This window comes from Hyphomicrobium denitrificans 1NES1, from assembly GCF_000230975.2.
Classification (GTDB): Bacteria; Pseudomonadota; Alphaproteobacteria; order Rhizobiales; family Hyphomicrobiaceae; genus Hyphomicrobium_B; species Hyphomicrobium_B denitrificans_A.
The window spans coordinates 2138278-2163861 of record NC_021172.1 but is presented as its reverse complement, the minus strand read 5'-3'; the positions used below and the strand labels follow the sequence as shown (position 1 = coordinate 2163861).

Below are 25584 nucleotides of genomic sequence, written 5' to 3'. Positions count from 1 at the left end.
CTTCCACTACATTTCGGTAAACCTTGGATGACGTTGCCGGGCGGACGCGCCGACGGAAATCAGCGTGCGCCGCGCCTCAGCCTGTCTCGAAGACGCGCTTGAAGATCGTGTCGACGTGAGCGGTGTGATAATCGAGATCGAACATCGCCTCGAGCTTTGCGGCCGGGACTTTGGCCGTGACGTCCTTGTCGTTCTTGAGTTCGACGAGGAAGTCCTTGCCCTGTTCCCAGGTTTTCATCGCGTTCCGCTGCACGAGGGCGTAGGCATCCTCGCGGCTGACACCGGCTTGGGTCAGCGCCAGCAGCACGCGTTGGGAATTATGAAGGCCACCTAGCTTGTCGAGGTTCTTCTTCATGTTCTCGGGATAGACCACGAGCTTCTCGATGATCCCGGCGAGCCGGTTCAGCGCGAAGTCCAGAGTCACCGTCGCGTCGGGACCGATCATCCGCTCGACGCTCGAGTGCGAGATGTCGCGTTCGTGCCACAGCGCCACGTTTTCCATCGCGGGTAGTGCGTAACCCCGGACGAGTCGGGCGAGACCGGTCACGTTCTCGGAAAGGACGGGATTGCGCTTGTGCGGCATCGCCGACGAGCCTTTTTGTCCCGGCGAGAAATACTCTTCAGCTTCGAGAACTTCCGTTCTTTGCAGGTGGCGGATTTCAATCGCAAGGCGCTCGATGCTCGAGGCGACGACCCCGAGCGTCGCGAAGTACATGGCGTGGCGGTCGCGGGGAATGATCTGCGTAGAGACGGGTTCAGGCGTCAGCCCCATCTTTTGTGCGACGTACATCTCGATGCGCGGATCGATGTTCGCGAATGTGCCGACGGCACCGGAAATGGCACACGTCGCGACTTCCTTCCGTGCGGCGACCATGCGCCCCCGGGCGCGCTGAAACTCGGCATAGGCAAAAGCGAGCTTGAGGCCGAACGTCGTTGGCTCGGCGTGGATGCCGTGGCTGCGCCCGATCGTGACCGTGTCCTTGAATTCGTAAGCACGCGTCTTAAGCGCCGCCAGCAGACGATCGATGTCGCCGATAATGATATCGGCGGCGCGCACAAGCTGGACGTTGAGGCAGGTATCGAGGACGTCGGATGACGTCATGCCCTGGTGGACGAAACGAGCTTCGGGGCCGACGAATTCCGCAAGGTGCGTCAAAAATGCAATAACGTCGTGTTTAGTTACGGCCTCTATTTCGTCAATTCGCGCCACGTCGAATGCCGCGGCCGAGCCCTTTTCCCATATTTTTTTTGCCGCATCCTTCGGAATAAGGCCGATTTCGGCGCTTGCCGTTGCAGCGTGTGCTTCGATCTCGAACCAGATCCGAAAGCGCGTTTCGGGGTCCCAGATCGAGGTCATTTCTTTACGGGAGTAGCGTGGGATCATGAGAGGTAAATCCTTGATGCGGCGCGGGAGGCGTAGCAGAGCGGCAACGGTGCATCAATCAATTGAGCCGATTTTCGGTGAATTATAGATGTCCGCAGCGAGCGGCCGTGCGCTGCTCCGCAGCTAATGCTCTGCAATAATTTGTGAAAGCAGGATCCAATTCTCGCCAGCCTGCCGCCACGAACGCTTGGGTAGATGCGCGCGTTGGGCGCAGGGGACTGCCGTCGTCCGTTCAGCTTGTATTCACGGCAGCTAGGTCACAGTCGCTCAATTCGTCGATCATTCACTTTAATACCGCATTTAATTCGCGGATCGGCGCGCCTAAATTGAAGACTAGTGAGTCGAAAGGAATGTCGAGGAGTTGGGAACCTCGAAATGCCTTTCTGGAAATGGAGCGGGAGACACTAGGGATATGGCACAACAGATGGGCAGCGGCGACTTCGCTGAGCTGGTCCACCAGATGGAACAGTCGGACGACGATCCTCGCCAATGCTACGCACTCGTTAAAAAGCGGATTACCGAATTTCGACGCTCGGGGCAGGCTGTACCGGACGAGCTGTCGAGACTGGAAAAACGTCTGCTGACGGAATGCATGCACGCCTCGCAAGGGCGTTGATACATTCCATTCGAACTCCGGCGCGCACGGAATAATCTGCGTGGCTCGGCTCAAGCCGGGCGTCGCCTTCTGGGGTTCTCCGATTGACCGGCATCATGGCAACCGGTCAGGGTTGTCGTGAACGGGGCCGAAGTGGTGGAGAGCGTCAGAGAACGTTGTGGGTGCCGTCGCAGAACGGCTCGTCGTCGGTCGCTTTGCAGCCGCAAATATTGAAAGTTCCCGTGTGATCGACGGTGAACTGTAGGGGCACGAAGCTTGTGCCTTCGTGCGAGCCGTCGCAGAACGGCTGTGTCTTCGAGCGTCCGCAGCGGCAATACCAGTACTCTTGACCCTCTGTCAGCTCGACTTGGTACGGGCCCGTTTGAGCGACGATTGCCTCATCCGACATCGTTGAACCTCCCCTGCCGCCTCGGAGCGCTCCGCGAAGCGGCGCGTTTTTGAACTCTTCAAAAGTGGCTATCGGGTTTGGCGGCCTCGGGCAAGTGGACGGGCTGTCTCGGGCAGCTTCCCGATTGGGCGGGAATGCCCAGGTTCTAGGCGCAGCCCCAATCGTAAGCACTCGAGTTGTGGACATCCGTTAATGGCTGCGCGAAGCTCCCCTCGCGCAGAATCTACGGGGGGATGCCGGGAGGGCGCAGCACCGGCCGGCGTTCCAAAAGGCGCTCAGCCGGTACCAGGCAATGCGAAGGGATTAGGGGAGCGCGCAAACATGGCCAATCTTTTTCGAAAAAAGGCCGTCGCCTACGATAATTCCGAGTTCGGGCTGAAGCGATGCCTGAGTGCGCTCGATCTCACGTTGCTCGGGGTCGGTGCCATCATCGGCACGGGCATTTTCGTGCTGACCGGGCACGCTGCTGCGGTCCAATCGGGACCCGGAGTAGTGCTCTCCTTCATCGTCGCTGGGATCGCCTGTGGCTTTGCCGCCCTGTCTTATGCCGAATTGGCGTCGAGCGTCGGCGGTTGCGGCAGCGCCTACGGCTACAGCTACGCGGCTTTCGGCGAGCTCATCGCCTGGATCATCGCCTGGGACCTGATCCTCGAATACGGCGTCTCGGTCGCAGCCGTCGCCAACGGCTGGTCCGGCTATTTCAACAACGCTCTGACGTCGATGGGCATCGGACTGCCGGATGCCCTGACGCGAGGCCCGAGCGCGCTGGCGTGGAACGAGCACCTTGGAGGTGCACTGCAATGGTTCGGCTTTGATCCGAATGCCCCAGACGTGAAGGGCGCCGGTGCCGGCGGCATCATCAATCTGCCGGCGGCCAGCATTATCCTGCTTCTGATGCTTTTGCTGATCATAGGCGTCAAGGAAAGCGCCCGCATCAATGCAGCGGCCGTGGTCATCAAGCTCATCGCGATTGCCATCTTCATCGGCGTCGCTGTCTTCAACGTCAATCCGGACAACTGGTCGCCGTTCCTGCCGTTCGGGTGGTTCAGCCACGACGGCAGCAGGCCCATAGGGGTTCTCGCAGGCGCCTCGATCGTGTTTTTTGCATACGTCGGCTTCGACGCGGTATCGACGGCGGTCGAGGAAGCCTATCAACCGCAGCGCGACGTCCCGATCGGGATTCTTGCAGCGCTGATCTTTTGCACGCTCATCTACGTCATCGTCTCCGCGTTGATGACCGGCATCGTGCCCTACAGCGTCCTGAACGTCCCATCGCCCGCATCGGAAGCGTTGCTGCGTATTGGCTACAACACGGCCGCAGGTCTCGTCGCGACCGGCGTCGTCGCCGGACTGACGACCGTGATGCTCGTCCTTTATTATGCCTTGACGCGCATCATCGTCGGCGTTTCGCGCGACGGCCTGCTTCCCGCATTCTTCGAGGCAGTCAATCCGCGAACCCACACGCCCGTGCGGACGACCGTTATTACCGGCACCGTGATGGCGATCATGGCCGGTTTCATCCCGCTCGGAGTCCTTGCGGAACTCGTCAACATCGGCACGCTGGCGGCTTTCGTTCTCGTCTGCGGAGGCGTCATCGCGCTCCGCATCACGCACCCGGACATGCCGCGTCCGTTCAAGACGCCGGGTGGTATCATGCTGCCGTTCCTGGGTATCTTGTCGTGCGGCGCACTGATCGCCTTCCTGCCCTACGAAACGCATCTGCGCTTCATCGTTTGGCTCGCAGTCGGGCTGGTCATCTATTTCGGCTACTCGATCCGGCGCAGCAAGCTTGCGATGGCTTGAAGCACGCGCGACGCCGCTAATCTTCGAGCAGGCGCGTTGCGGCGGCGTGCGGCGTCATCGTACCGGAGAGAACGGAATCGGCAAGCGTGTCGAGGCTGCCCTTGCCACCCGCCTTGATGCGGTTGGCGACGATGTCGGAAGCTGCGCGCGCGATCAGATACCGGGCGCGGCGGCGCCTGCGGTTCAACGGTTCCTGCGTGCGGACTTTGCCGCCGAGCTGATCCAGCGTCTCGATGAGCTTCGGCACGCCGTCGCCGTTGATGGCGCTCGTCTTCAGGACCGGAATTTTCTCAGCCATTGTCGCACGGATCGAGAGCGCCCCGACGAGCTGCTGCAGCGTCTGCTCGGCCCCCGGCCGGTCGCTCTTGTTGACGACGATCACGTCCGCGATCTCAAGGAGGCCGGACTTCATGGCCTGGATGTCGTCGCCAAGCCCCGGTGCCGCGATGACGACACGGATATCGGCAACTTCGGCAACGTCGATCTCGTTCTGCCCCGTGCCGACCGTTTCGAGCAGTACGATGTCGAAGCCCGCGCCGTCGAGCGCGTCGATGATGCGCACGGCCGCTGGCGACAGACCGCCGAGGTAGCCGCGCGATGCGAGCGAGCGCACGAACACGCCGTCGTCGTCGAGCGCCGCGGTCATCCGGATGCGGTCGCCGAGAATGGCCCCGCCCGAGACGGGGCTCGACGGATCGACCGCGATGACGCCGACGGTCCGCCCGTGCTTCCTGAGCTGCGTGATGATCGCGTTGACGAGCGTCGACTTGCCCGCGCCCGGCGGACCCGTGAAGCCGATGACGAGAGCGTGTCCCAGGTGCGGCTGCAGCGTTCTGAGCAGCGCCGGCGCCGCGGCCGACAGGCGTTCGAGCTCAGTAATCACGCTCGCGATGGCGCGCCGCTCGCCATTGCGCATGCGTTCGATCATGCCCGGCACATCGGCGTCCGCAATGCGCGCGACGGGGGCAAGTGTTTTCTCATCGGTTTTCATCATACGCGCTGATAAGTGGGAAGGAGGGCAAGTGCAACGGCTGAGCCTAAATTGCGGCTTATTGCGGAGTATTTTACCACATGGGAGTCGTTTGAGGGGGGATGTCCGTCGCCGCGGTGTCAACTTCGAGGGCAGGCGGCGGATACAGGATGAAGGATGTCGAACAGGGGTCGGGGGACCGTCCAGACCAGAAGCTTTGCAGCGAAAACGCATCGCCTCGATATCGACGGGCTGCGCGGCTTGGCCGTTGCAGGCGTCGTCGCTTACCACTTCGGCCTTGGCGTACCCGGCGGATACGGCGGCGTCGATATATTCTTCGTGATTTCCGGCTTCCTGATCGCAGGGATCATCAAATCCGAGCTCGATGTCGGATCGTTTTCTCTCGCCGGATTCTATGTCCGTCGCATCCGCCGAATTTTGCCTGCGCTTGTCGTCATGGCGGTAGTCACGACGCTGTTCGCGGCGGCAGTCCTGTTTCCCGTCGACCTCAAGGCCTATGGCCGTAGTCTGCTCGGTGTCGCGACCTCGACATCGAACTACGTTTTCGCGCACGAGACCGGCTATTTCAACGGACCCGCGACGGGCAAGCCGCTGCTTCACACGTGGTCGCTGAGCGTCGAGGAGCAGTTTTACCTCGCCTTTCCGCTGTTGCTTGCTGTCGTCTATCGCTGGCGCCGCGACGCCGCTGTGGCGGTTCTCGTGCTCATCGCGCTTCTGTCTTTCGCCTACAGCGTCCGCCAGGTCGATCTCCGTCCGGAGCGGGCTTTCTTCGTGACCCCGACGCGCATCTGGGAGCTGCTCGCGGGTGTGCTCCTCGCACTGGGCGTGGCTCCTCGCTTCGCGTCGCGCGTGCTGCGCGAGTCGGCGGCGGCGGCGGGCATCGCACTCATCCTGTTCGGCTATTTTTACTTCACCAACCAGACGCCGTTTCCAGGCATCGCCGCCGTGCCGCTTTGCCTCGGCGCGGTGCTGGTGATCTATGCAGGCAGCGAGACGAGCGCGCCACCGACCGTGGTCGCGCGCTTCCTGTCCTTGCCGCCGGCCGTCGGCATCGGGCTCGTATCTTATTCCATCTATCTTTGGCATTGGCCGCTGATGGTGCTCGTCCGCTACCGCTTTCCGGACGTCTGGCAGGGCGAGGCCACCGGGCATCTTTCGGTCGGGCTGGCATTCGCAGCCGCAAGCACCGCTCTCGGCGCGCTCTCCTGGCGGTTTGTCGAGCAGCCGTTCCGCCAAAGCCGACTCCGCAATCCGCCGAGATCAGCCTTCGCCTCGGCGGCATTGTCGATCGCGTTGCTGGCGTCTCTCGCGTTTTGGCTCACGAACCGCCCGGGGTGGTTTCATAATTGGCCGAATGACATTCGGCCGCTCCTGGCCGAATGGGGTACGGGCAAGGGTCCGTCTTGCGCTTCTCATCGCGTTGCGAGGGGTTGGCCGGCTCCCGCTTGCCTAGTCGGCGCTTCGGACGTCGCTGCCGATACGGTTCTTTGGGGCGACAGTCATGCAACTGCGCTGCTCTCAAGCGTCGCGGCCTACGGTGCCGCTCACGATCGGGCCATCATCATTGCTAGCTATCTCAATTGTCCGCCTTTGGCGGACGCCGTATTCTACGGCGCTCCCAAAAACAATCATTGCCATACGTCGGTCGACGAACTGATGAAACGGGTGATGGCGCCGGACGTCCGCCGTGTCGTCATAGTCGCGAGATGGGCGATGTATGCCGAGGGCGAGAACGACGGCAGAGAAGTATTTCTTCTAAGTCCTGGTCCGCGCTCGGACAACGCACCGGTCTTTTCCGCGCTGCTTGAGGCAACGGTGAAGCGCATCGCTGCCAAGGGGCGGGAAGTCGTCCTGCTTGGCCCGATACCCGAGCAGACTGACAACATAGCCGCAGCCTTCGCTCGTCATTACGCCTGGGGGCAATCTTTGCCGCCGGAACCGACGCTTGCGATGTTTCTCAATCGACAGCGCCACGTTCTACCCGTCTTGCAGCGGCTGGAGGCGGTTCCAAATGTGCGCGTCGTCTATCCGCACAGCGCGCTGTGCGATGATAAGGTGTGTCACTACAGCAAGGACGGTGCACCGCTCTATCGCGACACGAACCATTTGAACCGCACGGGTGCCGCCGCAATCAGCGGTATCATTGCGCAAGTGTTTTCCGATGCGTCCTCGAACGGCAGCGCTAAAGCTTCCGGCGATCGCAAGCCGCTCGCTACGCTATCCGGCACAGGACCGTCCACGGCAGTACCCTGACCGCCTCGGGCATTGAGATCCACTACAGCCGCTTGCAAGGCTGCCTTCAGAACTGCTTCAGGACCGGAGGCTCGGCTCCGTTGGCGCGATGCTTCTCCATAGCCTCAAAGATCGTCGGCACGACGTCCTCGATTTGGTCGACGACGTTGAAGTGCACGTCGAGACCTGCCCGGATGAACGTCTCGCCCTTCATGTGTTCGAGCAGCTTCAGGAACGGATCCCAAAAGCCTTTGATGTTGGCAACGACGATCGGTTTCGAATGCCGCCCGAGCTGTGACCAGGTAAGCTGCTCGACGAGCTCTTCGAGCGTTCCGATCCCGCCGGGTAGCGCAACGAACGCATCCGCGCGGTCGAACATCAGCTGCTTGCGCACGTGCATGCTCTCGACGACGATCAGCTCGTCGACGTCCTTCAGCATCATTTCGCGCGCCCCGAGAAAATCGGGAATGATGCCGGTCACCTTGCCGCCGCCTCCGAGCGTCGCGCGGGCAACCTCGCCCATCAGGCCAAGGCTGCCGCCGCCGTACACAAGGCGGATGCCGTTGTCGGCGAACGCCTTTCCGAGCTTTCTCGCGGCAACTGCATAAGCCGAATCGAGCCCCTTGCCTGAACCGCAATAAACGCACACGCCTTGGATGGGAGACGCCAGGGTAAGCTTGGTGGCAGCGGCAGGCGTATCCACCGCCGTTTTCATGATTCCGTTCATTCGCATTCCGCTTTCAGTCATCGATTCCCTTAATTTAAGAAGCCGGTGCCGAGGTCACCAGAGCATCGCAGCGCTTCGATGGAGGCTTTTTTGGGGGCGTGGTTGATGCGTTGCCGCGTAGCGGGTGGCCGAACGGGTACAATGGGTGCGAACAACTCCTGTCCCGTATTGGCTCCGGGCGCGGAGGTGTGCTTAGCTCGATAATCGACTTGCAAGGCGCTGTTATGAAATCCGGACAACCAGCCGTTTCTACGCAGAAAACAGCCGCCGCGGTCATGCGGGCGGGAGGCTTCTTCATGACCGCCCTGGTTGTGCTTCTGACGCCGTTTCCCCTCGATGCCGCCCTACTGCCAACGCAGCTTTTCAAGGACGACATTGCGACGGTCGGAGAAGTCGAAGCGGCCTGGATCGACCCCGCCGCCGCGGTGGTCTCCGGACCGGTCGTCAGGATGGCCGACGCGGGTGGCGTGACGATCAAGCCGAACCCGGCGCCGCCGGTCGAAACTGCGAAACCTCACAGTGAGGACAAGCCGGTCGAAGGTCTCGGGATTGCCGACCGCGTTCAGGATTGGCTGGCGCGCGCCAATCGCGAATTCCAGGCGACGGTCATTCCGCGGCTCTCGACGCCTGTGCCCGGAGGTTTGGCTGTCGACAAGGACTCGATCGCCCGGAAGCTTGAGGACGTGAAAGACCAGGACGCGAAAGCCGCAGAGGCTGCGAGACGCGCGGAAGAAGCGCTGAAGGCCGAGAAAGCCAAAAAGGCTGAGGAAGCGCGCAGGGCTGCCGAGGAGACGAAACGTATCGAAGAGGCTCGCAAGGCGGAGGAAGCCAAGCAGGCAGCAGACCTTCGCAAAACCGCGGAAGAAGCAAAACGGGCCGAAGAACAACGCAAAATTGCCGAGGAAGCAAAGCGCGCAGAAGAAGCACGCAAGCTGGCCGAGGAGGCGAGACAGGCCGAGGAAGCGAAACGGATCGAAGAAGCTCGTAAAGCCGAAGAAGCCAGGCAGGCCGCAGAGGCGAAGCGGGAGGAAGAAGCACGCAAGGCGGCTGAAGAAGCAAAGCGCGTCGAGGACGAGCGCAAAGCAGCCGAGGCAGCAAAGCAAGTCGAAGAAGCGCGCAAAGCGGCTGAAGCCAAACAGGAACGCGAGCGGCTCGAAGCCGAAGCCGCACGCGCTGAGGCACAGCGTCAGGCGGCAGAAGCACAACGTAAGGCGGATGAGGCGAAGCGTCTTGAGGACGAGCGCGCCAAGCTTGCGGCCGAGAAGGCCGCGGAGGAGCGTCAGCGCACGGCAGCTGTCGAGGCGGAGAAGACCCAGCAACAGCCGGACGCCTCAGCGGCGCCTCCGCCGGTTCCCGAACCGGGCTCGGCTGAATCGCAGAAACTTCCCGGTACGACCTCGGGAGTGGAGTCGGACGCCGACCTCAAACAAGCGCCGCCGCCTCGCTCGGCCAGGATCAAGGTCGCATCCCGCAGATTGGCACGTGGCCCGGTCGTCAGGCGCTGGATCAGGCGAGCGCCGCGCTGCCGCTTCGCGGGGCGACGCATCATGCCGCCGGGGCATTACACGGTTCAGAGCGGCGACACCCTATGGCGGATTTCGAGGCGGCATTACCGGGCAGGTCGGCTTTACTGGCGTCTCTATCACGCCAATCGCTCGATTATTCGTAATCCGAACCTGATTTATCCCTGCCAGCGCATCTTCGTTCCGCGCCGCCGATGATGGACATTCGCGGGTACTGATCTTATTTCAACGCGATGCAGCAAGGACAATTCAACGGTGCCGCCGGCCGCGGATTTCTTTTTGCGCGCCTTAGGCCGTCGACCGAAACGGGACGGGTTCTGAGAGCGCTGTGGCCTTATATCTGGCCGCGCGACCGGCCCGATCTGCAACGCACCGTCGTCGGCTCGCTTGTGATGATTGTCATGGCGAAGGCGGTAACGGTCGGCGTTCCGTTTACATTGAAGTGGGCGACCGACGCCCTTGTCGCCGCGACGGGCGGACACGTTCCGACGAACCAGACGCTGCCGTGGCTGATCGGCGCGCCGATCCTCGCGTGCATCTTCTACGGCCTGGCGCGCATCGTGATGTCGCTGCTGATGCAGGTGCGCGAAGGAATGTTCGCACGCGTCGCGATGCACGCCGTCCGGACGTTGGCGCTCGCAACCTTCGACCACATGCATCGGCTGTCGCTGCGTTTTCATCTCGAACGCAAGACGGGCGGACTGACGCGCGTTCTGGAACGCGGCCGGACGGGGATCGAAAACATCAGCCGCATGGCGCTGATGACGCTCATCCCGACCATCGTCGAATTTTTCATGATCATCATCGTCTGCGCCTTCGAGTTCGACTGGCGCTACATCGTGACCATCGTCACGATGATCGTCTGCTATCTCTGGTTCACGATCCGCGCGACCGACTGGCGGCTGAAGATCCGCCGCGTAATGAACGAAAGCGACACGGACGCCAACACGAAAGCGGTCGACAGCCTGCTGAACTACGAGACGGTGAAATACTTCGGCGCCGAACGGCGCGAGGCCGAGCGCTACGACAAATCGATGGCGCAGTATGAAAAGGCGAGCATCAAAACCTACACGACCCTCGCCGTCTTGAACTCAGGCCAAGCGATCATCTTCACCATCGCGCTGACGATTTGCCTCGTCATGTCGGCCAACGATGTGCTCGCCGGCAGTTCGACGGTCGGACGCTTCGCGATGGTGAACCTGCTGATGCTGCAGCTCTTCATGCCGCTGAACTTCATGGGCATGGTCTATCGCGAGATCAAGCAGGGCCTGACCGACATCGAGCGGATGATGGAAGTGCTCGACCAGAATCCCGAGGTTGCGGACCGGCCGGGCGCGAAGCTTCTCGAAATCGACGGCGGCACGATCCGCTTCGAGCACATCGGCTTTTCCTACGATCCCGAGCGCCAGATTTTGGAGGACGTTTCCTTCGAGGTGCCGGCGGGGAAGATGGTGGCGATCGTCGGCCCGTCGGGCGCTGGAAAATCGACCATCAGCCGATTGCTGCTGCGTTTCTATGATGTGACGAGCGGTCGGATCACGATCGACGGACAGGACATCCGCGACGTCACGCAGGCTTCGCTGCGTGCCGCCATCGGTGTCGTGCCGCAGGATACCGTATTGTTCAACGATACGATCTTTTACAACATCAAATACGGCCGCCACGACGCGACGGACGAAGAAGTCATCGCCGCCGCCAAGATGGCGCAGATCGACGATTTCGTGAAAACGCTGCCCGAGGGCTACGACACGATGGTCGGCGAGCGCGGCCTCAAATTGTCAGGCGGCGAGAAGCAGCGCGTCGCCATTGCGCGAACGATTCTGAAGGCGCCGCCGATCCTGATCCTCGACGAGGCGACGAGTGCGCTCGACAGCCATACGGAAAAGGAAATTCAGGATGCGCTCGATCGCGTTTCGAAAGACCGGACGACGGTCGTCATCGCACACCGTCTCTCGACGATCATCCACGCCGATACGATCCTGGTGCTCGAAGCCGGCCGCATCGTCGAACAGGGAACGCACGCCGAGTTGATTACCAAGCACGGGCTTTACGCAAGTCTGTGGGCACGCCAGCGTCAGGCGGAGAAAGCGCGCGAAGAACTTGCGCTCGCACTGGAGGAAGCAGGTGAGCGACGGCGCGCAGAAGACGACGCTTTGCTTGAGCCCGTGCAATCGTCGTGACCCCGCGACCGGGGGGATCTAACCTATGTGGCTCCCATTGACGGGTCCGACTGCACGCAAATACCGCCGTTCGGAAAAAGTTCGCGGAAACTTATCCCCGCTGCTCTTGCCGCTGGTAGACTGCGGACTATGACTGAGCCTGACGGAAGACAAACGCTTGCACTCTGAAGATCTCATCGGAATGACAAAACGAGCCTGGCTCGCGATCCGGCGCGCAGCCGTGATCGTGCTGTGGGTGATTCGTGAACTGCTGCGGACGGCTTGGTCCATCGCGCGGGGGCCGATCATCACTGCGCTGAACGTCATTGCCGCGCTGATCGTCCTGTTCGAAGAATGGGGATGGCGGCCGCTTTCGGACTTCATCGCCCATCTCGCGAAATACGCTCCCATCGCGGCCGTCGAACGCTGGGTCGCAGGCCTGCCGCCCTATGCGGCGCTTTTCACCATCGCGCTTCCGACGACGCTGCTGCTGCCGCTGAAGTTCGTCGCGGTTTGGTTATTGGCCAACAATCACTTTGCAACGGCGACGCTGCTGTTCCTGGGAGCCAAGCTGGCTTCGACCGCGCTGATTGCGCGCATCTTCATCCTGACCAAGCCGGCCCTGATGCGGATCGCGTGGTTCGCGCGCGCCTACGACTGGTTCGTGCCGTGGAAGGACGCTCTGTTCGCGCAAATTCGCGCGTCGTGGGTTTGGCGTTATGGGCGGATGGTCAAAACCCGCGTCAAGCTCGAATTGACGCGGGCTTGGGCACGCATGAAACCGCGCATCGCAGACAGGTGGCGTCGGTGGACCGGCCTTGAGCTGCCTCGCGTACTGCGGGAATAAGCGGCTATCTGCCTGCGTACGCGTCTGCTAAATGCCGTCCATTCTCCGCGGCAAATTGGCGAATTTTCGCGCCAGCTGCGTATGAGGATGGGCGGCATCCCCGCTTCTATTGCAAGGCGGCAACAGCTTCCCACCGGAAGTTTCAACGGCGGCCGATTTCGCCACTCAAATGTTGACTGATAAGGTAAACTAATTTGTTGTGCGGATGACAGCGTTGGGGCAGCTTGCCGTCCCTGGACGGATATTGAAGCTTGAGTGTCTGAGTCGGTGCCTTGCCGAGGCGCATTGGGGGAGTTGAATGAGGTCGATGTTGAAAGCTGGCGCCGTGTCGGCAGTGGCGCTCGCGTCGCTCTGGGCAGCTGCGGGGGCGCGGGCCGAAGACAAGCCGGACACTGGCGTTCCGGAAGAATCGATCGCGCAAGAGTTACCGTACGACGCCGCTCGTGCATCTTTGGCGGCCGCGGGTATCAGGTACGGCATCAACTACACCGGCGAATATTACAACGTCGCTTCCGGCGGCGTATCGCGCAGCTTGACCTATAACGGCCTTGTTGAGGGCTACGTCGATCTCGACCTCGAAAGGCTCTTCGGCTGGAAGGGTGCGGCCATTCACGCCAACGCCTTCTACGTCCACGGCATTGGCCCGACGACGAACACCGGCAGCGCATTTGCGGTCAGCAACCTTGAAGGTCTTGAGGCGCTGCGCCTCGACGAACTGTGGCTCGAACAGTCGCTGCTCGACGATAAGTTGAAATTCAGGTTCGGCTCGATTGCTGCCGACACCGAGTTCTTCATCAGCGATACGTCTGCCGTCTTCTTCAACGGCACCTTCGGCTGGGCCGGCATTCTGGCGACCAATATGGTGCAGGGTGGTCCCTCCTATCCGCTGACGTCCATGGGTGCTAGCGTCGCCTACACCCCGAACGACAATCTCACTATTCTGGCGGGTATCTTCAACGGCAGCCCCGCGAACCCGGATGCCGCGGATCCTCAAAAGAGCAACAGGCACGGCGTCGACTTCCGCTTCGGCGACGGCGCCTTGTTGCTCGTCGAGGGCGCCTTCAAATACGACGTCGGCCTGCCGGGAACGGTTAAGGTCGGCGGCTGGAGGCAGTTCGACGCCCCCGACGGCATCTATTTCAACTTCAGGACCAAGGAACCTGTCAGTCAGGATTCTGGACTCTATGCGATCGTCGATCAGCAGATCTGGAAGAACGGCGACAATCAGAGCGTCAGCATCTTCGGCCGCGTCTCCGGAAGTCCTGAAAATCACAGTCTGATGGACATGTATTTCGATACCGGTATCCTGTTCTCCGGGTTCGTGCCGGGTCGCTCCAAGGATGTCTTCGGTGCTGCCTTCGGATACGGCCAGATATCCAGCGACGCCTTGCGATACGCTCCGGACGAGATCGATTTCTCCAGAACGTTCGAATCCGTGCTGGAGCTCAACTATACGGCCCATATCAGGCCGGGTATCACCTTGCAGCCGGACTTCCAGTACTTCTGGAATCCGGGAGCCGTACAGGAAGTCGGCCACGCGGCGGTGTTCGGAGCGCGCGCCAGGATCAGTTACTAAACCCGGCCGGATACGATCCTTTTTTGAAACTCGCCTTGTGGTGAAGTCTATCTGGCTGCGCTAGGAGGCGTTTCCATGAGCGACGCCAGAAACAAATCCGCGCCTGTCCTGATCGCCGGGCCGACCGCGAGCGGCAAGTCGGCGCTGGCACTCGCGATCGCCGAGTACGTCGGCGGCGTCATCATCAACGCCGACAGCATGCAGGTCTACCGCGAGCTTTCGATTCTGACGGCGCGGCCGCAGCCCGACGTAGAGGCGCGTGTCCCGCACATGCTTTACGGCTTCGTGCCAGCCGCCGCGGCCTACTCGACCGGCCGCTTCATTGCCGATGTCACGGACGCGATCGCCAAGGCGCGCGAGGCGGGACAGCGGCCCGTCATCGTCGGCGGTACTGGGCTCTATTTCAAAGCCTTGATCGAAGGCCTGTCGCCGATCCCGCCCATTGATCCCGAAATTCGAGAGCATTGGCGCGCCGAAGCCGAGCGGCGCGGAGCGGCTGACCTCCACGGCGAACTCATGGCGCGCGACGCTCAAATGGCGGAACGCCTAGCGTCGGCCGATACGCAGCGCATCGTGCGGGCGCTCGAAGTGCTCGAGCAGACGGGCCGCTCGCTCGCGCACTGGCAGAAGGTCCGGGGTGTGCCGGTCGTCAATGAAGCCGAGGCCGTCCGGTTTCTGGTGACGCTCGACCGTGCGGAGCTTTACGCCCGCGCCGATACGCGCTTCGACCGGATGATAGCGGCGGGCGCCATCGAGGAGGTGCGCGCGCTCGCGGCCCTGGGACTCGATCCGGATTTGCCGGCTATGCGTGCCATCGGCGTTCGGCCGCTCCTGTCAGTCGTCAAGGGCGAGAGCGCGCTGGGCGCTGCAGCCGAGGCCGCCAAGGCTGAGACGCGCCAATACATTAAACGCCAGGAAACTTGGCATCGACGTTACATGATTTCTTGGAAACACGTTACAAAGCAATATATGGAAAGTCAAAGCCGCGATATTTTCGCATTTATTTAGGGTTAGCATTGACGGTCTAGGCTGCGTTTGCATACGTTTCCGCAACTTTCAAAGGCTTCAAAGAGCCGGCCGACGGGCGGGTGAAGGAGTTTGCCAGATGGCACGTACGATGACGGGCGCCGAGATCGTTCTGACGGCGCTCGCGGACCAGGGCGTTGAGCTGATTTTCGGATATCCGGGCGGCGCCGTCCTGCCGATCTACGACGAGCTTTTTCAGCAGGAGAAGATCCGCCACATCCTCGTTCGCCAGGAAGGTGGCGCCCTGCATGCTGCCGAAGGCTACGCCCGCTCGACCGGCAAGGTCGGCGTGTGTCTGGTGACCTCGGGCCCGGGCGCAACAAATGCGGTGACGGGTCTGACCGATGCGCTCATGGATTCGATTCCGCTCGTCTGTATTACCGGACAGGTGCCGACGCATTTGATCGGCAACGACGCGTTTCAGGAGTGCGATACGGTCGGCATCACGCGTCCCTGCACGAAGCACAACACGCTCGTGAAGAATGTCAACGATCTGGCGCGCGTGCTGCATGAAGCGTTTCATATCGCGCGTACCGGCCGTCCAGGGCCCGTCGTCGTCGATATCCCGAAGGACGTGCAGTTCGCGACCGGCAATTATGTCGGCCCGTCCAACATCCAGCACAAGACTTATCGTCCGCACCTGAAGCCGGATCAATCGGCCGTGCGCGAAGCCGTTGATGTCATCGCAGCCGCCAAGAAACCCGTGTTCTATACGGGCGGCGGCGTCGTCAACTCGGGTCCGAAGGCGAGCCAGCTCCTGCGCGAATTCGTGCGCATGACGGGCTACCCGATCACTTCGACGCTGATGGGGCTTGGCTCCTATCCCGCTTCCGATAAGCAATGGCTCGGCATGCTCGGAATGCACGGCACCTACGAAGCCAACCTCGCGATGCATGATTGCGATGTGATGATCAACATCGGTGCCCGCTTCGATGATCGCATTACGGGCCGCATCGACGCATTCTCGCCGGGTTCGAAGAAAATCCATGTCGACATCGATCCCTCATCGATCAACAAGAATATCCAGGTCGATATCCCGATCGTGGGCGATTGCGCCTATGTGCTCGAAGAGATGCTGAAGATCTGGAAAGCCAAAGCGCCGGTGCTCGACAAGGCGGCGCATAAGGCATGGTGGAAGCAGATCGACGGCTGGCGCGCAAAAAAATCGCTTGCCTACAAAAATTCCAAAGACATGATCATGCCGCAGTATGCGTGCCAGCGTCTTTACGAGTTGACGAAGGATCGCGACACATACTTCACGACCGAGGTCGGCCAGCACCAGATGTGGGCCGCGCAATTCCTCCACTTCGAGGAGCCAAACCGTTGGATGACGTCGGGCGGACTTGGAACGATGGGATACGGGCTGCCGGCCGCGATCGGCGTGCAGCTTGCGCATCCGAGGTCGCTCGTCGTCGACGTGGCGGGCGACGCTTCGATCCTGATGAACATTCAGGAGTGCTCGACGGCGGTGCAGTACAGGCTGCCCGTGAAGGTGTTCGTCATGAACAACGAATACATGGGCATGGTGCGCCAATGGCAGCAGCTTCTGCACGGCAACCGGCTGTCGGAAAGCTATACGGAAGCCCTTCCGGATTTCGTGAAGCTTGCCGATGCGTATGGCTGGACCGGCATGCGCTGCGATCATCCCGCCGACCTCGACGACGCGATCGAGACGATGATCAATACGAAGGGGCCGGTCATCTTCGACTGCCACGTGGCGAAGCTCGCCAATTGCTTCCCGATGATCCCATCGGGCAAGGCTCATAACGAAATGCTGCTCGGCGAACACGTGTCAGATGAAGACGTCGAGCGCGCAATCGGTGATGAAGGCAAGGTGTTGGTGTGAAACACATCGCGACACGCTGCGGTTTCTGGGGTCTTCTGGCCGCGCTCTTATTCGGCGCGGTCGCGGCGGCTCCGGTTCCTTCGCTCGCCAAGGAGACGTGGGACCACGTCGCCAACGTCAAGGATGCAGCGAAGCGGCTCGCCGATCTTCATAAGCGCGAGGGTTCGGCGGGCGTCTTGAAGTTTCTCGATGCCTGCTATCGCACGCAGATGCTGTCGAGCAAATATACGCAAGGCCTCGAGTCCTGCATGGCCCAGGATTACATGCACTCCCAGGTGCTGGCGCGAATCTACGCACGAATTCCGCAAGCCGAGCGCGTGCGCATGGGTGTTCCGGCGCCGGAAGATATCGCCAACGGCATGGGGCAAAGGTTCGTGGCTGCATTCAAGCAATACAACATATCGACGAAGGAAGCCGAGGCATTCCGCAAGCTCGTCGATAAGAACGGCATGCCGATCTTCATCAAATCCGCGTTTCCGCCACGCAAACCCGGCGATGCAGACGCCCAGGATGCACGCTGAACATGCTGAAGCTCGTCGTCGCCAACAAACTTTATTCGTCGTGGTCGCTGCGCCCGTGGGCGGTGCTGAAGGCCTTCGATATTCCGTTTGAAGAAATCGTCATTCCGCTGCGCCAGCCGGACAGCCGTGAACGGCTTCTGGAATACTCTCCTTCTGGCAAAGTTCCCGTCCTCGTCGACGGCGACGTCGTCGTCTGGGAGAGCATGGCCATCGTCGAGTACCTGGCCGAATCCTTTCCCGATCGGGCCATCTGGCCGCGCGATGTCAGGGCGCGCGCCCACGCTCGCGCAATCGCAAACGAAATGCACGGCGGATTCCAGCCCCTGCGCCAAGCCTGTCCGATGCATCTGGGTGCGCGTTTCGCGACGCCCCCGCTGACCGACTCGCTCCAGGCCAACATCGACCGCATCGAAGACATCTGGTCCGGAGCCCGCAATCGTTTCGGCGGCGGAGGACCGTATCTCTTTGGAACCTTCACGGGGGCTGACGCCATGTACCTCCCGATCGTCACGCGCTTCGAGACCTATGGCGTCCCCGTGCGCGAGGCGACGCGCGCCTACATGGATACGATGCTCGCCCATCCGGTCTTTACTGAATGGCGCACGAGTGCATTCAATGAATCTTGGAGAATTCCGGATTATTCGGTGGGACACACGCTCATCGAAAGCTACGTCTGACGTCGAGATGATCGCCATGGCCGAGCCGCAGAAACAATCCCACTATCCAAGCCCTTCGCGCCAACAGGAGGTCGTCTCCCGTACGCTGTCGATATTCGTCGACAACGAGCCGGGCGTTCTGGCTCGTGTCATCGGCCTTTTTGCCGGGCGCGGCTACAACATCGACTCGCTGACCGTGACCGAGGTCGAGCACGAGAAGCATCTGTCGCGGATCACAGTCATTACGAGTGGAACGCCGGCCGTGCTGCAGCAGATCAAGCATCAGCTCGAGCGGCTCGTGCCGGTGCACCGCGTGCGCGATCTGACGGAAGAAGGCGATGCCATCGAGCGCGAGTTGGCGCTCATCAAGGTCGTCGGCAAAGGAGAGAAGCGGATCGAGGCGCTGCGCATCGCCGAAATCTTCCGCGCCCGGGTCGTCGACACCTCGACCGAGCACTTCGTTTTCGAGATGACAGGCAAGCCGTCGAAGATCGAGACCTTCCTCAATCTCATGATCGAGCTAGGGCTCGCCGAAGTATCCCGTACCGGCATCGCCGCCATCGGGCGCGGTCCCGGAGGCCACTAGATTTTTGAGTAGGGAGCATCCAGCAAGGTCCCGGCCTATACAAGATTTCAGTTAATGATTGCTCGGCCCTTCCGGGCTTTCAAATCCGCCGTCGAGCGCCGCCCGCGTCCGTTCGCGCACGCGATGCCCGTTGAAACGGCGGGGCGATCTGAGTAGGTTCCGGCCATATTTCTGGGCGCTATCTATCGCGTCCCGCTTCAACCCAGCCCGACCGTCGATTCCGACCGGGGAACCCGAAAGGCCGCCCATGCGCGTCTATTACGATCGTGATGCCGACATCAATCTCATCAAGTCGAAGAAAGTCGCCGTCGTCGGCTACGGCAGCCAGGGCCATGCGCACGCGCTGAACCTTCGGGACTCGGGCGTCAAGGACGTTGCGATCGCGCTTCGCAAAGGTTCGGCCTCCGCGCAGAAGGCGGAGAAGGAAGGCTTCAAGGTCATGGAAGTGGCCGACGCCGCCAAGTGGGCCGACGTCATCATGGTGTTGGTGCCGGATGAGCTTCAGGCCGACATGTACAAGGACCATCTCGCCGCCAACATGAAGAAGGGCGCGGCGCTGATGTTCGCGCACGGCCTCAACGTGCATTTCAATCTGATCGAGCCGCGCGACGATCTCGACGTCGGCATGGTGGCGCCGAAAGGCCCCGGCCACACGGTGCGCGGCGAATATCAGAAGGGCGGCGGCGTGCCGTGCCTGATCGCGGTGCATCAGGACAAGAGCGGCAACGCCCACGATCTCTTTCTCTCTTATGCCTCCGCAATCGGAGGCGGCCGCTCGGGCGTCATCGAGACGACGTTCCGCGAGGAATGCGAAACGGACCTCTTCGGCGAGCAGGCGGTCCTCTGCGGCGGCCTCGTCGAGTTGATCCGCAACGGCTTCGAGACGCTCGTCGAAGCGGGCTACGCGCCGGAGATGGCTTACTTCGAATGCCTGCATGAAGTGAAGTTGATCGTCGACCTCATCTACGAGGGCGGCATCGCCAACATGAACTACTCGATCTCGAACACGGCTGAATATGGCGAGTACCGCACGGGCCCGCGCATCATCACGCCGGAAACGAAGGCCGAGATGAAGAAGGTTCTCGCCGACATTCAGTCGGGCCGCTTCACGCGCGACTGGATGCTCGAATGCAAAGCCGGCCAGCCGAGCTTCAAGGCGACGCGACGCTTGAACGACAGCCATCAGATCGAGGAAGTCGGCGCCAAGCTTCGCGGCATGATGCCTTGGATCTCCAAGAACAAGCTCGTCGATAAGGGCAAGAACTGATCTTCGCACGTCTCGACGCGCATAAGGGCTAATCGAATAAATCACGCGGCGGATTGCTATCCGCCGCGTGATCTTTTGTTCAGGTGCTTCGTGTGTTCTCCCTCCGCTTTCTTTCGGACGGATTTGTTTTTGTCTCTTCCGCCGCATAAGCCTCTGCAACGCAGAGGAGCCAGCGCGCTGACCGTGAAGGTACTGTCATCGCGACGAGCTGGAGCGGAGAAGACGGACGTAACGTGAAAGAAGTGGCACGCAGCGATAGAATGTGGGCTGGGATTCTATTGGCAGCCTACGTCTCAGCGGCCGCGCTTTCCACAGCTTGGACCTTCAAAAGGCTGTCGGGAATCTGATTTGCAGGGCTCACGCATCGCGAGCCGGCTAGACGTCGGTTTGAGGATGCAAAACATCCAATTTTCTGGAAATAAGCAGGCCGTGAACCAACCCGCACTGCCGCTCTCTTGGGGAGGGTTTACGTGCGGCAGCGCGGGCGGTCCACGTCATATCCAGCCGTCGCCCAAAACGCAGGACGGGTGGCCAGGACTAACGCGGGCGGCAGAGGAGCGGGGACCTCTGCCGCCCGTTTCCGAATTCTGCCGCTGACGCGGCTTCCTCGGATATGATGGGGCTCCGACGCAGCTCGGCTGCTGCGTGGGCCCGATGGCTTTTCCATCGGGCGGCAGGTGATCCATCTCACACCTCGCCGCAATGGACCCTGATGCAACACCAGGACTAGAACCGGCAATGAGGTGCTGGGAGATCTTGACTGTCGCCCCCCAGCGACGCTGTCGTGATTGCGATATGCGATTGGAATCGTGTCGACGTCATGACCGAAGTTCGCAAATTAGATGGCCGAGAAAATTTTGTGTGTAGCACGCACGCGCAAAAACCTCCCATGATATCAGCGCTTGGAGCATTTGGATTGTTTCAAAAATGATCGCTCGCGGTTTTAGTCAGATCGAGACTTAATTGTGGCTGGCCCCTCTGATTGACCATGCAGAACCTGTTCGAGAGCAAATGGTTCCACTGTCCTGACGGCGTCACGCGACTTTCTTCGTGCGCGTTGCGCGTGAGTTCCGCGCGCTGGGCGTTTGCGGATGAGAACGCCAGAGAGATCGACGCGCATTGGGTTGAAGCGAAACGGTCCAGTCCGAACTACTTCAACGGCATCGTATATCTCGTCGATGACGTCGCGATCTCTGATCGAGCGCTGAAGGCGTCGTTGCTGCAGACGGATTTCAAGAGCTATCTCTATTGGCGGGCGGCGGGCTTTCCTGCCGCAGGTGTTCTCGATGGATTTGGCTCGGCACTCATCCGCACGCAAGACGGGCGCATCATGCTTGGACGTCAGCGCGCCGGAAACGTCAACGGCGGCCAGGCATATGCGCCCGCCGGATTCATCGACGGGCAGGACGTCGATGCCGAAGGCGTCATTCATATCGATCGATCGGCCCTCCGCGAGGTCACGGAAGAAACCGGCATTGATCCTGCGGCACTGATGAAAGACGACGGTTTCTATCTGACACGCTTGGGGCCGCAGCTTTCGATGGCTGTCCCTTTGCGCGTCAGGATGACGACGGCGGAATTCGTTCGCCGCGCCGAGCAGCACATCGCCGCTTCGCCCAATTCGGAGCTTGACGCGATCATTCCCATCGCCGGACTGCACGACGTCGAGGACCTTCCGACACCGCGTTACATGCGCGTGCTGTTGGAGGCAATATTGGCCGACGGCTGATCAATGCGCGAACGATGCAAAAAGTGCTTGGCGGCAGGAGCGCGTTGCCGCATGGTGCCGCCGCTCCGCTGATAGGGCGTGGGTTGGCTGGGCAGCGGGGAGACCGGCGCACGATGGCGCTTACTTATTATGTCCTGGACGTATTCACGGAGAGGCCGTTCGGCGGCAACCCTTTGGCGGTTGTTCTCGACGCCGACAATCTCTCCGACGCCGACATGCAGACGATCGCGCGCGAGTTCAATCTCTCGGAAACGGTATTCGTCCTGACGCCGACGAGCGCCGGGCACACGGCGCGCATCCGTATCTTCACTCCGAGCCGCGAGCTTGCGTTTGCCGGTCATCCGACGTTGGGCGCCGCGGTGCTGCTTGCTGAGCTCCGAGCCCCGCTTCTCAACGGCGAGCGGGACGCGATCATTGCCCTAGAAGAAGAGATCGGCAGCGTTCGCGTCGGCGTCAGGTTGCGATCCCAGGCTGCCGCTTATGGCGAGTTCGATGCGCCGAAAGCAACCGAAACGCTAGAGCGCCTGTCTGAGCCTGAGGAAATTTCCGCCGCCGTCGGACTGATCCCGACCGAGGTCGGTTTTGAAAACCATAAGCCGACGCTGCTGCGGGGAACGAACAACTTCGCGTTCGTGCCTGTTGCCAATCTTGAGGCCATGGCGAAGGTGAAGGTCGCACCGCAGCGTTGGGCGCAGGTTTTCACCGCCCGCGACGTACATGGTGTCTATCTCTATACGCGCCAGTCGGTGCGCGTGCAGTCGGCGTTCCACACCCGCATGTTCGCGCCCGACCTCGGCGTGCCGGAAGATCCGGCCACAGGCTCGGCTGCAGCGGGCTTCGCCTACGTAGTCAATGAATTCGACGAGCTTCCCGATGGCACGCATAAGCGCGCCATCGAGCAAGGCATCGAGATGGAACGCCCGAGCACCATCACGCTGACGATGACGGTCGGGCGCGGCAAGCTCGAGACGGTCCGCATCGGCGGCCACGCAATCCGGGTCGCCGAGGGCACGCTCATCTTCTGACGAAACGCGCTCGCTCAGCGGATGTATGGCAGCATCCGGGTAAGCGTGTTGTCCTTAGTCAGATAGTGATGCGCAAGCGCCGCAAGCGCGTGAAGGCCAATGAGGTAATAGAACGCATCGCCGATGAACACGTGCACATCCTCGATCTGGTGGGCCAGGTCTTTGTTCTCGGCAATGAGGGGCGGCAGCGTAAGGCCGAAGAAGGGAACTGGCTTTCCTTCCCCGCTCAGGACCAGCCAGCCGAGCACCGGCATCGCGATCATGACCGCATAAAGCAGGGCGTGCATGACGTGCGCCGCGGCCATCTGCCATGCACTGGGCGGCGGTACGATCTGAGGGGTGTGCTCGCGGCTTCTCAGCACCAGACGAACGAGCACAAACAGCCAGACGGTTAGGCCGAGCATGAAGTGCAGCGCCTTAAGCTGGTCGCGGGTCTCACTGCCTTTGGGGAAATACTCACGCAGCTCGATCGTCGCAAACACGGCTGCGATCAGCAGAACCGTCAGCCAATGGATCGCTATGAGAGCCGGCGTGTAGGTTTCGCGAGTTGGTGGGGTCGTGGCAATCGAACTCATGAGAAGTATCTCCAAGCATTGGCAACCATAAGTCTGAAGGAAAACTGGGGCGATCCATTGATGTGGCTCAACGGTCGCCCTGGCAGCTTGGCCGGTCGAGGCGCCGCACCTCCCCTGCTCTTGCATTTCGGGGCTGCTTTGGGCCAATTAAAGGCGCGATGGGCTTGACACCGGCGGGGGATTGGCGTTCCACAGGACCCGATGACACAGGTATCGTTCCCGGTTTGGTCATATGAGCAGCGTGCCCCTTCTGTTGAGCGCGCGCGGGAACGCATGTCCTGGTGCGATAAAGATTTTCTATTGCCGCTTACGGGCCCCTGGGCCGCATGAAGCTCGGCTGTCCGCCGGGTTGTGCTCAGGGGATGGACGACATTTCGAATGAGCGTAGAGCGACAAGCGGCGACCCCCACGAGCGGTCGCCCGGCAAAGGATAGAAATCCATGACGTCGGTTACCGACAATGCGCCGGCAGCGCCGAAGCGCGAAGAAGACAAGATCGTCATTTTCGACACCACACTCCGCGACGGCGAGCAGTGCCCCGGCGCGACGATGACGTTCGAGGAAAAGCTGCAAGTCGCCGAGCTTCTCGACGATATGGGCGTCGACATCATCGAAGCGGGCTTTCCGATCGCTTCCGAAGGCGACTTCGAGGCGGTGACGGAGATCGCCAAGCTTGCCAAGCACTCGGTCATCTGCGGGTTGGCGCGTGCGAACTTCGCAGACATCGACCGCGCAGGCGAGGCGATCAAGCACGCCAGGCGCAGCCGCATCCATACCTTCATCGGCACGTCGCCGCTGCACCGCCAACATCAATTGCAGCTCTCGCAGGATGAGGTGTACGAACGCGTCGTCGCCTCCGTCACACGCGCCCGCGGTTATACCGACGATGTCGAGTGGAGTGCGATGGACGCGACGCGTACCGAGCACGATTATCTCTGCCGCGTCTGCGAGGCGGCGATCAGGGCCGGCGCCACGACGATCAATATCCCGGACACCGTCGGCTATGCGCTGCCGGAGGAATACTTCGATCTCATCACGATGCTGAAGACGCGCGTTCCGGGCATGGACAAGGTCGTCATTTCGACCCACTGCCACGACGATCTCGGCCTCGCGGTCGCAAACTCGCTCGCGGGCGTCCGTGCCGGCGCACGTCAGATCGAATGCACCATCAACGGACTCGGCGAGCGCGCCGGGAATGCCGCGCTCGAAGAAATCGTGATGGCGGTCCGCACGCGCCACGATCTCCTGCCGCATTACACCGGCGTCAAGACCGAGATGCTGTCGCGCGCTTCAAAGCTCGTCTCGGCGGTCACGAATTTTCCCGTGCAGTACAACAAGGCGATCGTCGGCCGGAATGCCTTCGCGCACGAAAGCGGCATCCACCAGGACGGTGTCCTGAAGCATACCGAGACCTACGAGATCATGACGCCGGAGTCGGTCGGCGTCGGAAAGTCCTCGCTCGTCATGGGCAAGCACTCGGGCCGCGCGGCGTTCAAATCGAAGCTCAAGGAGCTCGGTTACAATCTCGGCGACAACGCGATGGAGGATGCTTTCAATCGCTTCAAGGCACTCGCCGACAAGAAGAAGCATGTTTACGACGAGGACATCGAAGCCCTCGTCGACGACGGCGTCGCCCACATGAACGACCGCGTCAAGGTCACGGCGTTGACGGTGATTGCGGGCACGATGGGACCGCAGTCCGCGACGCTGACGCTGGACATCGAAGGCCAGTCGAAAACGGTGCAAAGCATCGGCAATGGACCTGTTGATGCAACTTTTAACGCCATCAAACAGCTTCTGCCTCACAATGCGCGCCTCGATCTCTACCAGGTGCATGCGGTGACCGAGGGAACCGACGCTCAGGCCGAGGTTTCCGTGCGGCTCGAGGAGGAGGGGCGCATCGTGACCGGGCGTTCTGCCGACCCCGATACGCTGGTTGCTTCGGCGCGCGCTTACGTCGCCGCGCTCAACAAGCTCATCGTGAAGCGGCAAAAAACGGCGCAGGCCCAGCAGGCCGTATAAAGGGCGGTTTTCCATAGTTGCGAGCCGCTTGCCAGAGCCCGATCGGGCTCTGGCGGCGAGGGGGTGGACAGGTCGGCGCGCCGATG

The 25584-nt window shown here is 61.3% G+C and carries 21 protein-coding genes; 16 read left to right on the top strand and 5 right to left on the bottom strand.

The window, feature by feature from the left end; all coding sequences use genetic code 11:
• Positions 1-76: 76 nt before the first annotated feature.
• Positions 77-1384 (bottom strand): adenylosuccinate lyase, encoded by a 1308-nt coding sequence (purB, locus tag HYPDE_RS10335; RefSeq protein WP_015598390.1) that lies wholly within the window; start codon positions 1382-1384, stop codon positions 77-79.
• 412 nt (positions 1385-1796) lie between these two features.
• Here purB and HYPDE_RS10330 point away from each other — a divergent pair, with 412 nt between their 5' ends.
• Positions 1797-2000, top strand: a complete 204-nt coding sequence (locus HYPDE_RS10330; RefSeq protein WP_015598389.1) for a hypothetical protein — start codon at positions 1797-1799, stop codon at positions 1998-2000.
• Positions 2001-2145: 145 nt separating this feature from the next.
• Here HYPDE_RS10330 and HYPDE_RS10325 read toward each other — a convergent pair whose 3' ends face one another.
• Positions 2146-2388 (bottom strand): CDGSH iron-sulfur domain-containing protein, encoded by a 243-nt coding sequence (locus HYPDE_RS10325; RefSeq protein ID WP_015598388.1) that lies wholly within the window; start codon positions 2386-2388, stop codon positions 2146-2148.
• A 321-nt stretch (positions 2389-2709) separates the two neighbouring features.
• Here HYPDE_RS10325 and HYPDE_RS10320 point away from each other — a divergent pair, with 321 nt between their 5' ends.
• Positions 2710-4191 carry an APC family permease gene (locus tag HYPDE_RS10320; protein ID WP_041320329.1) on the top strand — a complete coding sequence of 494 codons (1482 nt, stop codon included), beginning with the start codon at positions 2710-2712 and terminating at the stop codon, positions 4189-4191.
• 16 nt (positions 4192-4207) lie between these two features.
• On the opposite strand, the gene meaB is transcribed toward HYPDE_RS10320, so the two are convergent.
• Positions 4208-5185 (bottom strand): methylmalonyl Co-A mutase-associated GTPase MeaB, encoded by a 978-nt coding sequence (meaB, locus tag HYPDE_RS10315; protein ID WP_015598385.1) that lies wholly within the window; start codon positions 5183-5185, stop codon positions 4208-4210.
• A gap of 153 nt (positions 5186-5338) precedes the next feature.
• On the opposite strand from meaB, the gene HYPDE_RS10310 reads away from it, so the two are divergent.
• A complete protein-coding gene (locus HYPDE_RS10310) occupies positions 5339-7435 on the top strand; it encodes an acyltransferase family protein (RefSeq protein WP_015598384.1) in 2097 nt (698 codons plus the stop codon).
• A 46-nt stretch (positions 7436-7481) separates the two neighbouring features.
• Here the strand turns inward: HYPDE_RS10310 and HYPDE_RS10305 are convergent, their stop codons facing one another.
• Complete coding sequence (locus HYPDE_RS10305) at positions 7482-8129, bottom strand: TIGR00730 family Rossman fold protein (protein ID WP_244437599.1); 648 nt, start codon at positions 8127-8129, stop codon at positions 7482-7484.
• 308 nt (positions 8130-8437) lie between these two features.
• On the opposite strand from HYPDE_RS10305, the gene HYPDE_RS10300 reads away from it, so the two are divergent.
• The 12 genes from HYPDE_RS10300 (at position 8438) to HYPDE_RS10240 (ending at position 22902) form a co-directional block, all read left to right on the top strand.
• Positions 8438-9862 (top strand): LysM peptidoglycan-binding domain-containing protein, encoded by a 1425-nt coding sequence (locus tag HYPDE_RS10300; RefSeq protein WP_244437597.1) that lies wholly within the window; start codon positions 8438-8440, stop codon positions 9860-9862.
• 35 nt (positions 9863-9897) lie between these two features.
• Positions 9898-11844, top strand: coding sequence for an ABCB family ABC transporter ATP-binding protein/permease (locus HYPDE_RS10295; protein WP_015598381.1), 1947 nt, complete (start codon positions 9898-9900; stop codon positions 11842-11844).
• A gap of 181 nt (positions 11845-12025) precedes the next feature.
• Positions 12026-12670 (top strand): hypothetical protein, encoded by a 645-nt coding sequence (locus HYPDE_RS10290; protein WP_051111992.1) that lies wholly within the window; start codon positions 12026-12028, stop codon positions 12668-12670.
• A gap of 298 nt (positions 12671-12968) precedes the next feature.
• Complete coding sequence (locus tag HYPDE_RS10285) at positions 12969-14246, top strand: carbohydrate porin (protein WP_015598379.1); 1278 nt, start codon at positions 12969-12971, stop codon at positions 14244-14246.
• Positions 14247-14321: 75 nt separating this feature from the next.
• Positions 14322-15254, top strand: coding sequence for a tRNA (adenosine(37)-N6)-dimethylallyltransferase MiaA (gene miaA, locus HYPDE_RS10280; protein WP_015598378.1), 933 nt, complete (start codon positions 14322-14324; stop codon positions 15252-15254).
• A gap of 97 nt (positions 15255-15351) precedes the next feature.
• A complete protein-coding gene (locus HYPDE_RS10275; RefSeq protein ID WP_015598377.1) occupies positions 15352-17118 on the top strand; it encodes an acetolactate synthase 3 large subunit in 1767 nt (588 codons plus the stop codon).
• A complete protein-coding gene (locus HYPDE_RS10270) occupies positions 17115-17639 on the top strand; it encodes a hypothetical protein (protein ID WP_015598376.1) in 525 nt (174 codons plus the stop codon). Before HYPDE_RS10275 ends, HYPDE_RS10270 begins: the two co-directional genes overlap by 4 nt.
• Positions 17640-17641: 2 nt before the next feature.
• Entirely contained in the window at positions 17642-18316 is a 675-nt protein-coding gene (locus HYPDE_RS10265; protein ID WP_015598375.1) for a glutathione S-transferase family protein, read from the top strand.
• Between the two features lie 7 nt (positions 18317-18323).
• Positions 18324-18881, top strand: a complete 558-nt coding sequence (gene ilvN / locus HYPDE_RS10260) for an acetolactate synthase small subunit (RefSeq protein WP_015598374.1) — start codon at positions 18324-18326, stop codon at positions 18879-18881.
• A 247-nt stretch (positions 18882-19128) separates the two neighbouring features.
• Positions 19129-20148: a ketol-acid reductoisomerase gene (ilvC, locus tag HYPDE_RS10250; protein ID WP_015598372.1), complete on the top strand. Its 1020-nt coding sequence runs from the start codon at positions 19129-19131 to the stop codon at positions 20146-20148.
• 988 nt (positions 20149-21136) lie between these two features.
• Positions 21137-21877, top strand: a complete 741-nt coding sequence (locus tag HYPDE_RS10245; protein ID WP_144061373.1) for an NUDIX hydrolase — start codon at positions 21137-21139, stop codon at positions 21875-21877.
• A 113-nt stretch (positions 21878-21990) separates the two neighbouring features.
• Positions 21991-22902 (top strand): PhzF family phenazine biosynthesis protein, encoded by a 912-nt coding sequence (locus tag HYPDE_RS10240; RefSeq protein WP_041320326.1) that lies wholly within the window; start codon positions 21991-21993, stop codon positions 22900-22902.
• 14 nt (positions 22903-22916) lie between these two features.
• Here the strand turns inward: HYPDE_RS10240 and HYPDE_RS10235 are convergent, their stop codons facing one another.
• On the bottom strand, positions 22917-23477 hold the full coding sequence (locus HYPDE_RS10235; protein WP_015598368.1) for a cytochrome b: 561 nt from the start codon (positions 23475-23477) through the stop codon (positions 22917-22919).
• 440 nt (positions 23478-23917) lie between these two features.
• Between HYPDE_RS10235 and HYPDE_RS10230 the strand changes: the two genes are divergently transcribed.
• Positions 23918-25498 (top strand): 2-isopropylmalate synthase, encoded by a 1581-nt coding sequence (locus tag HYPDE_RS10230; protein ID WP_015598367.1) that lies wholly within the window; start codon positions 23918-23920, stop codon positions 25496-25498.
• The last annotated feature ends 86 nt before the right edge of the window (positions 25499-25584 follow it).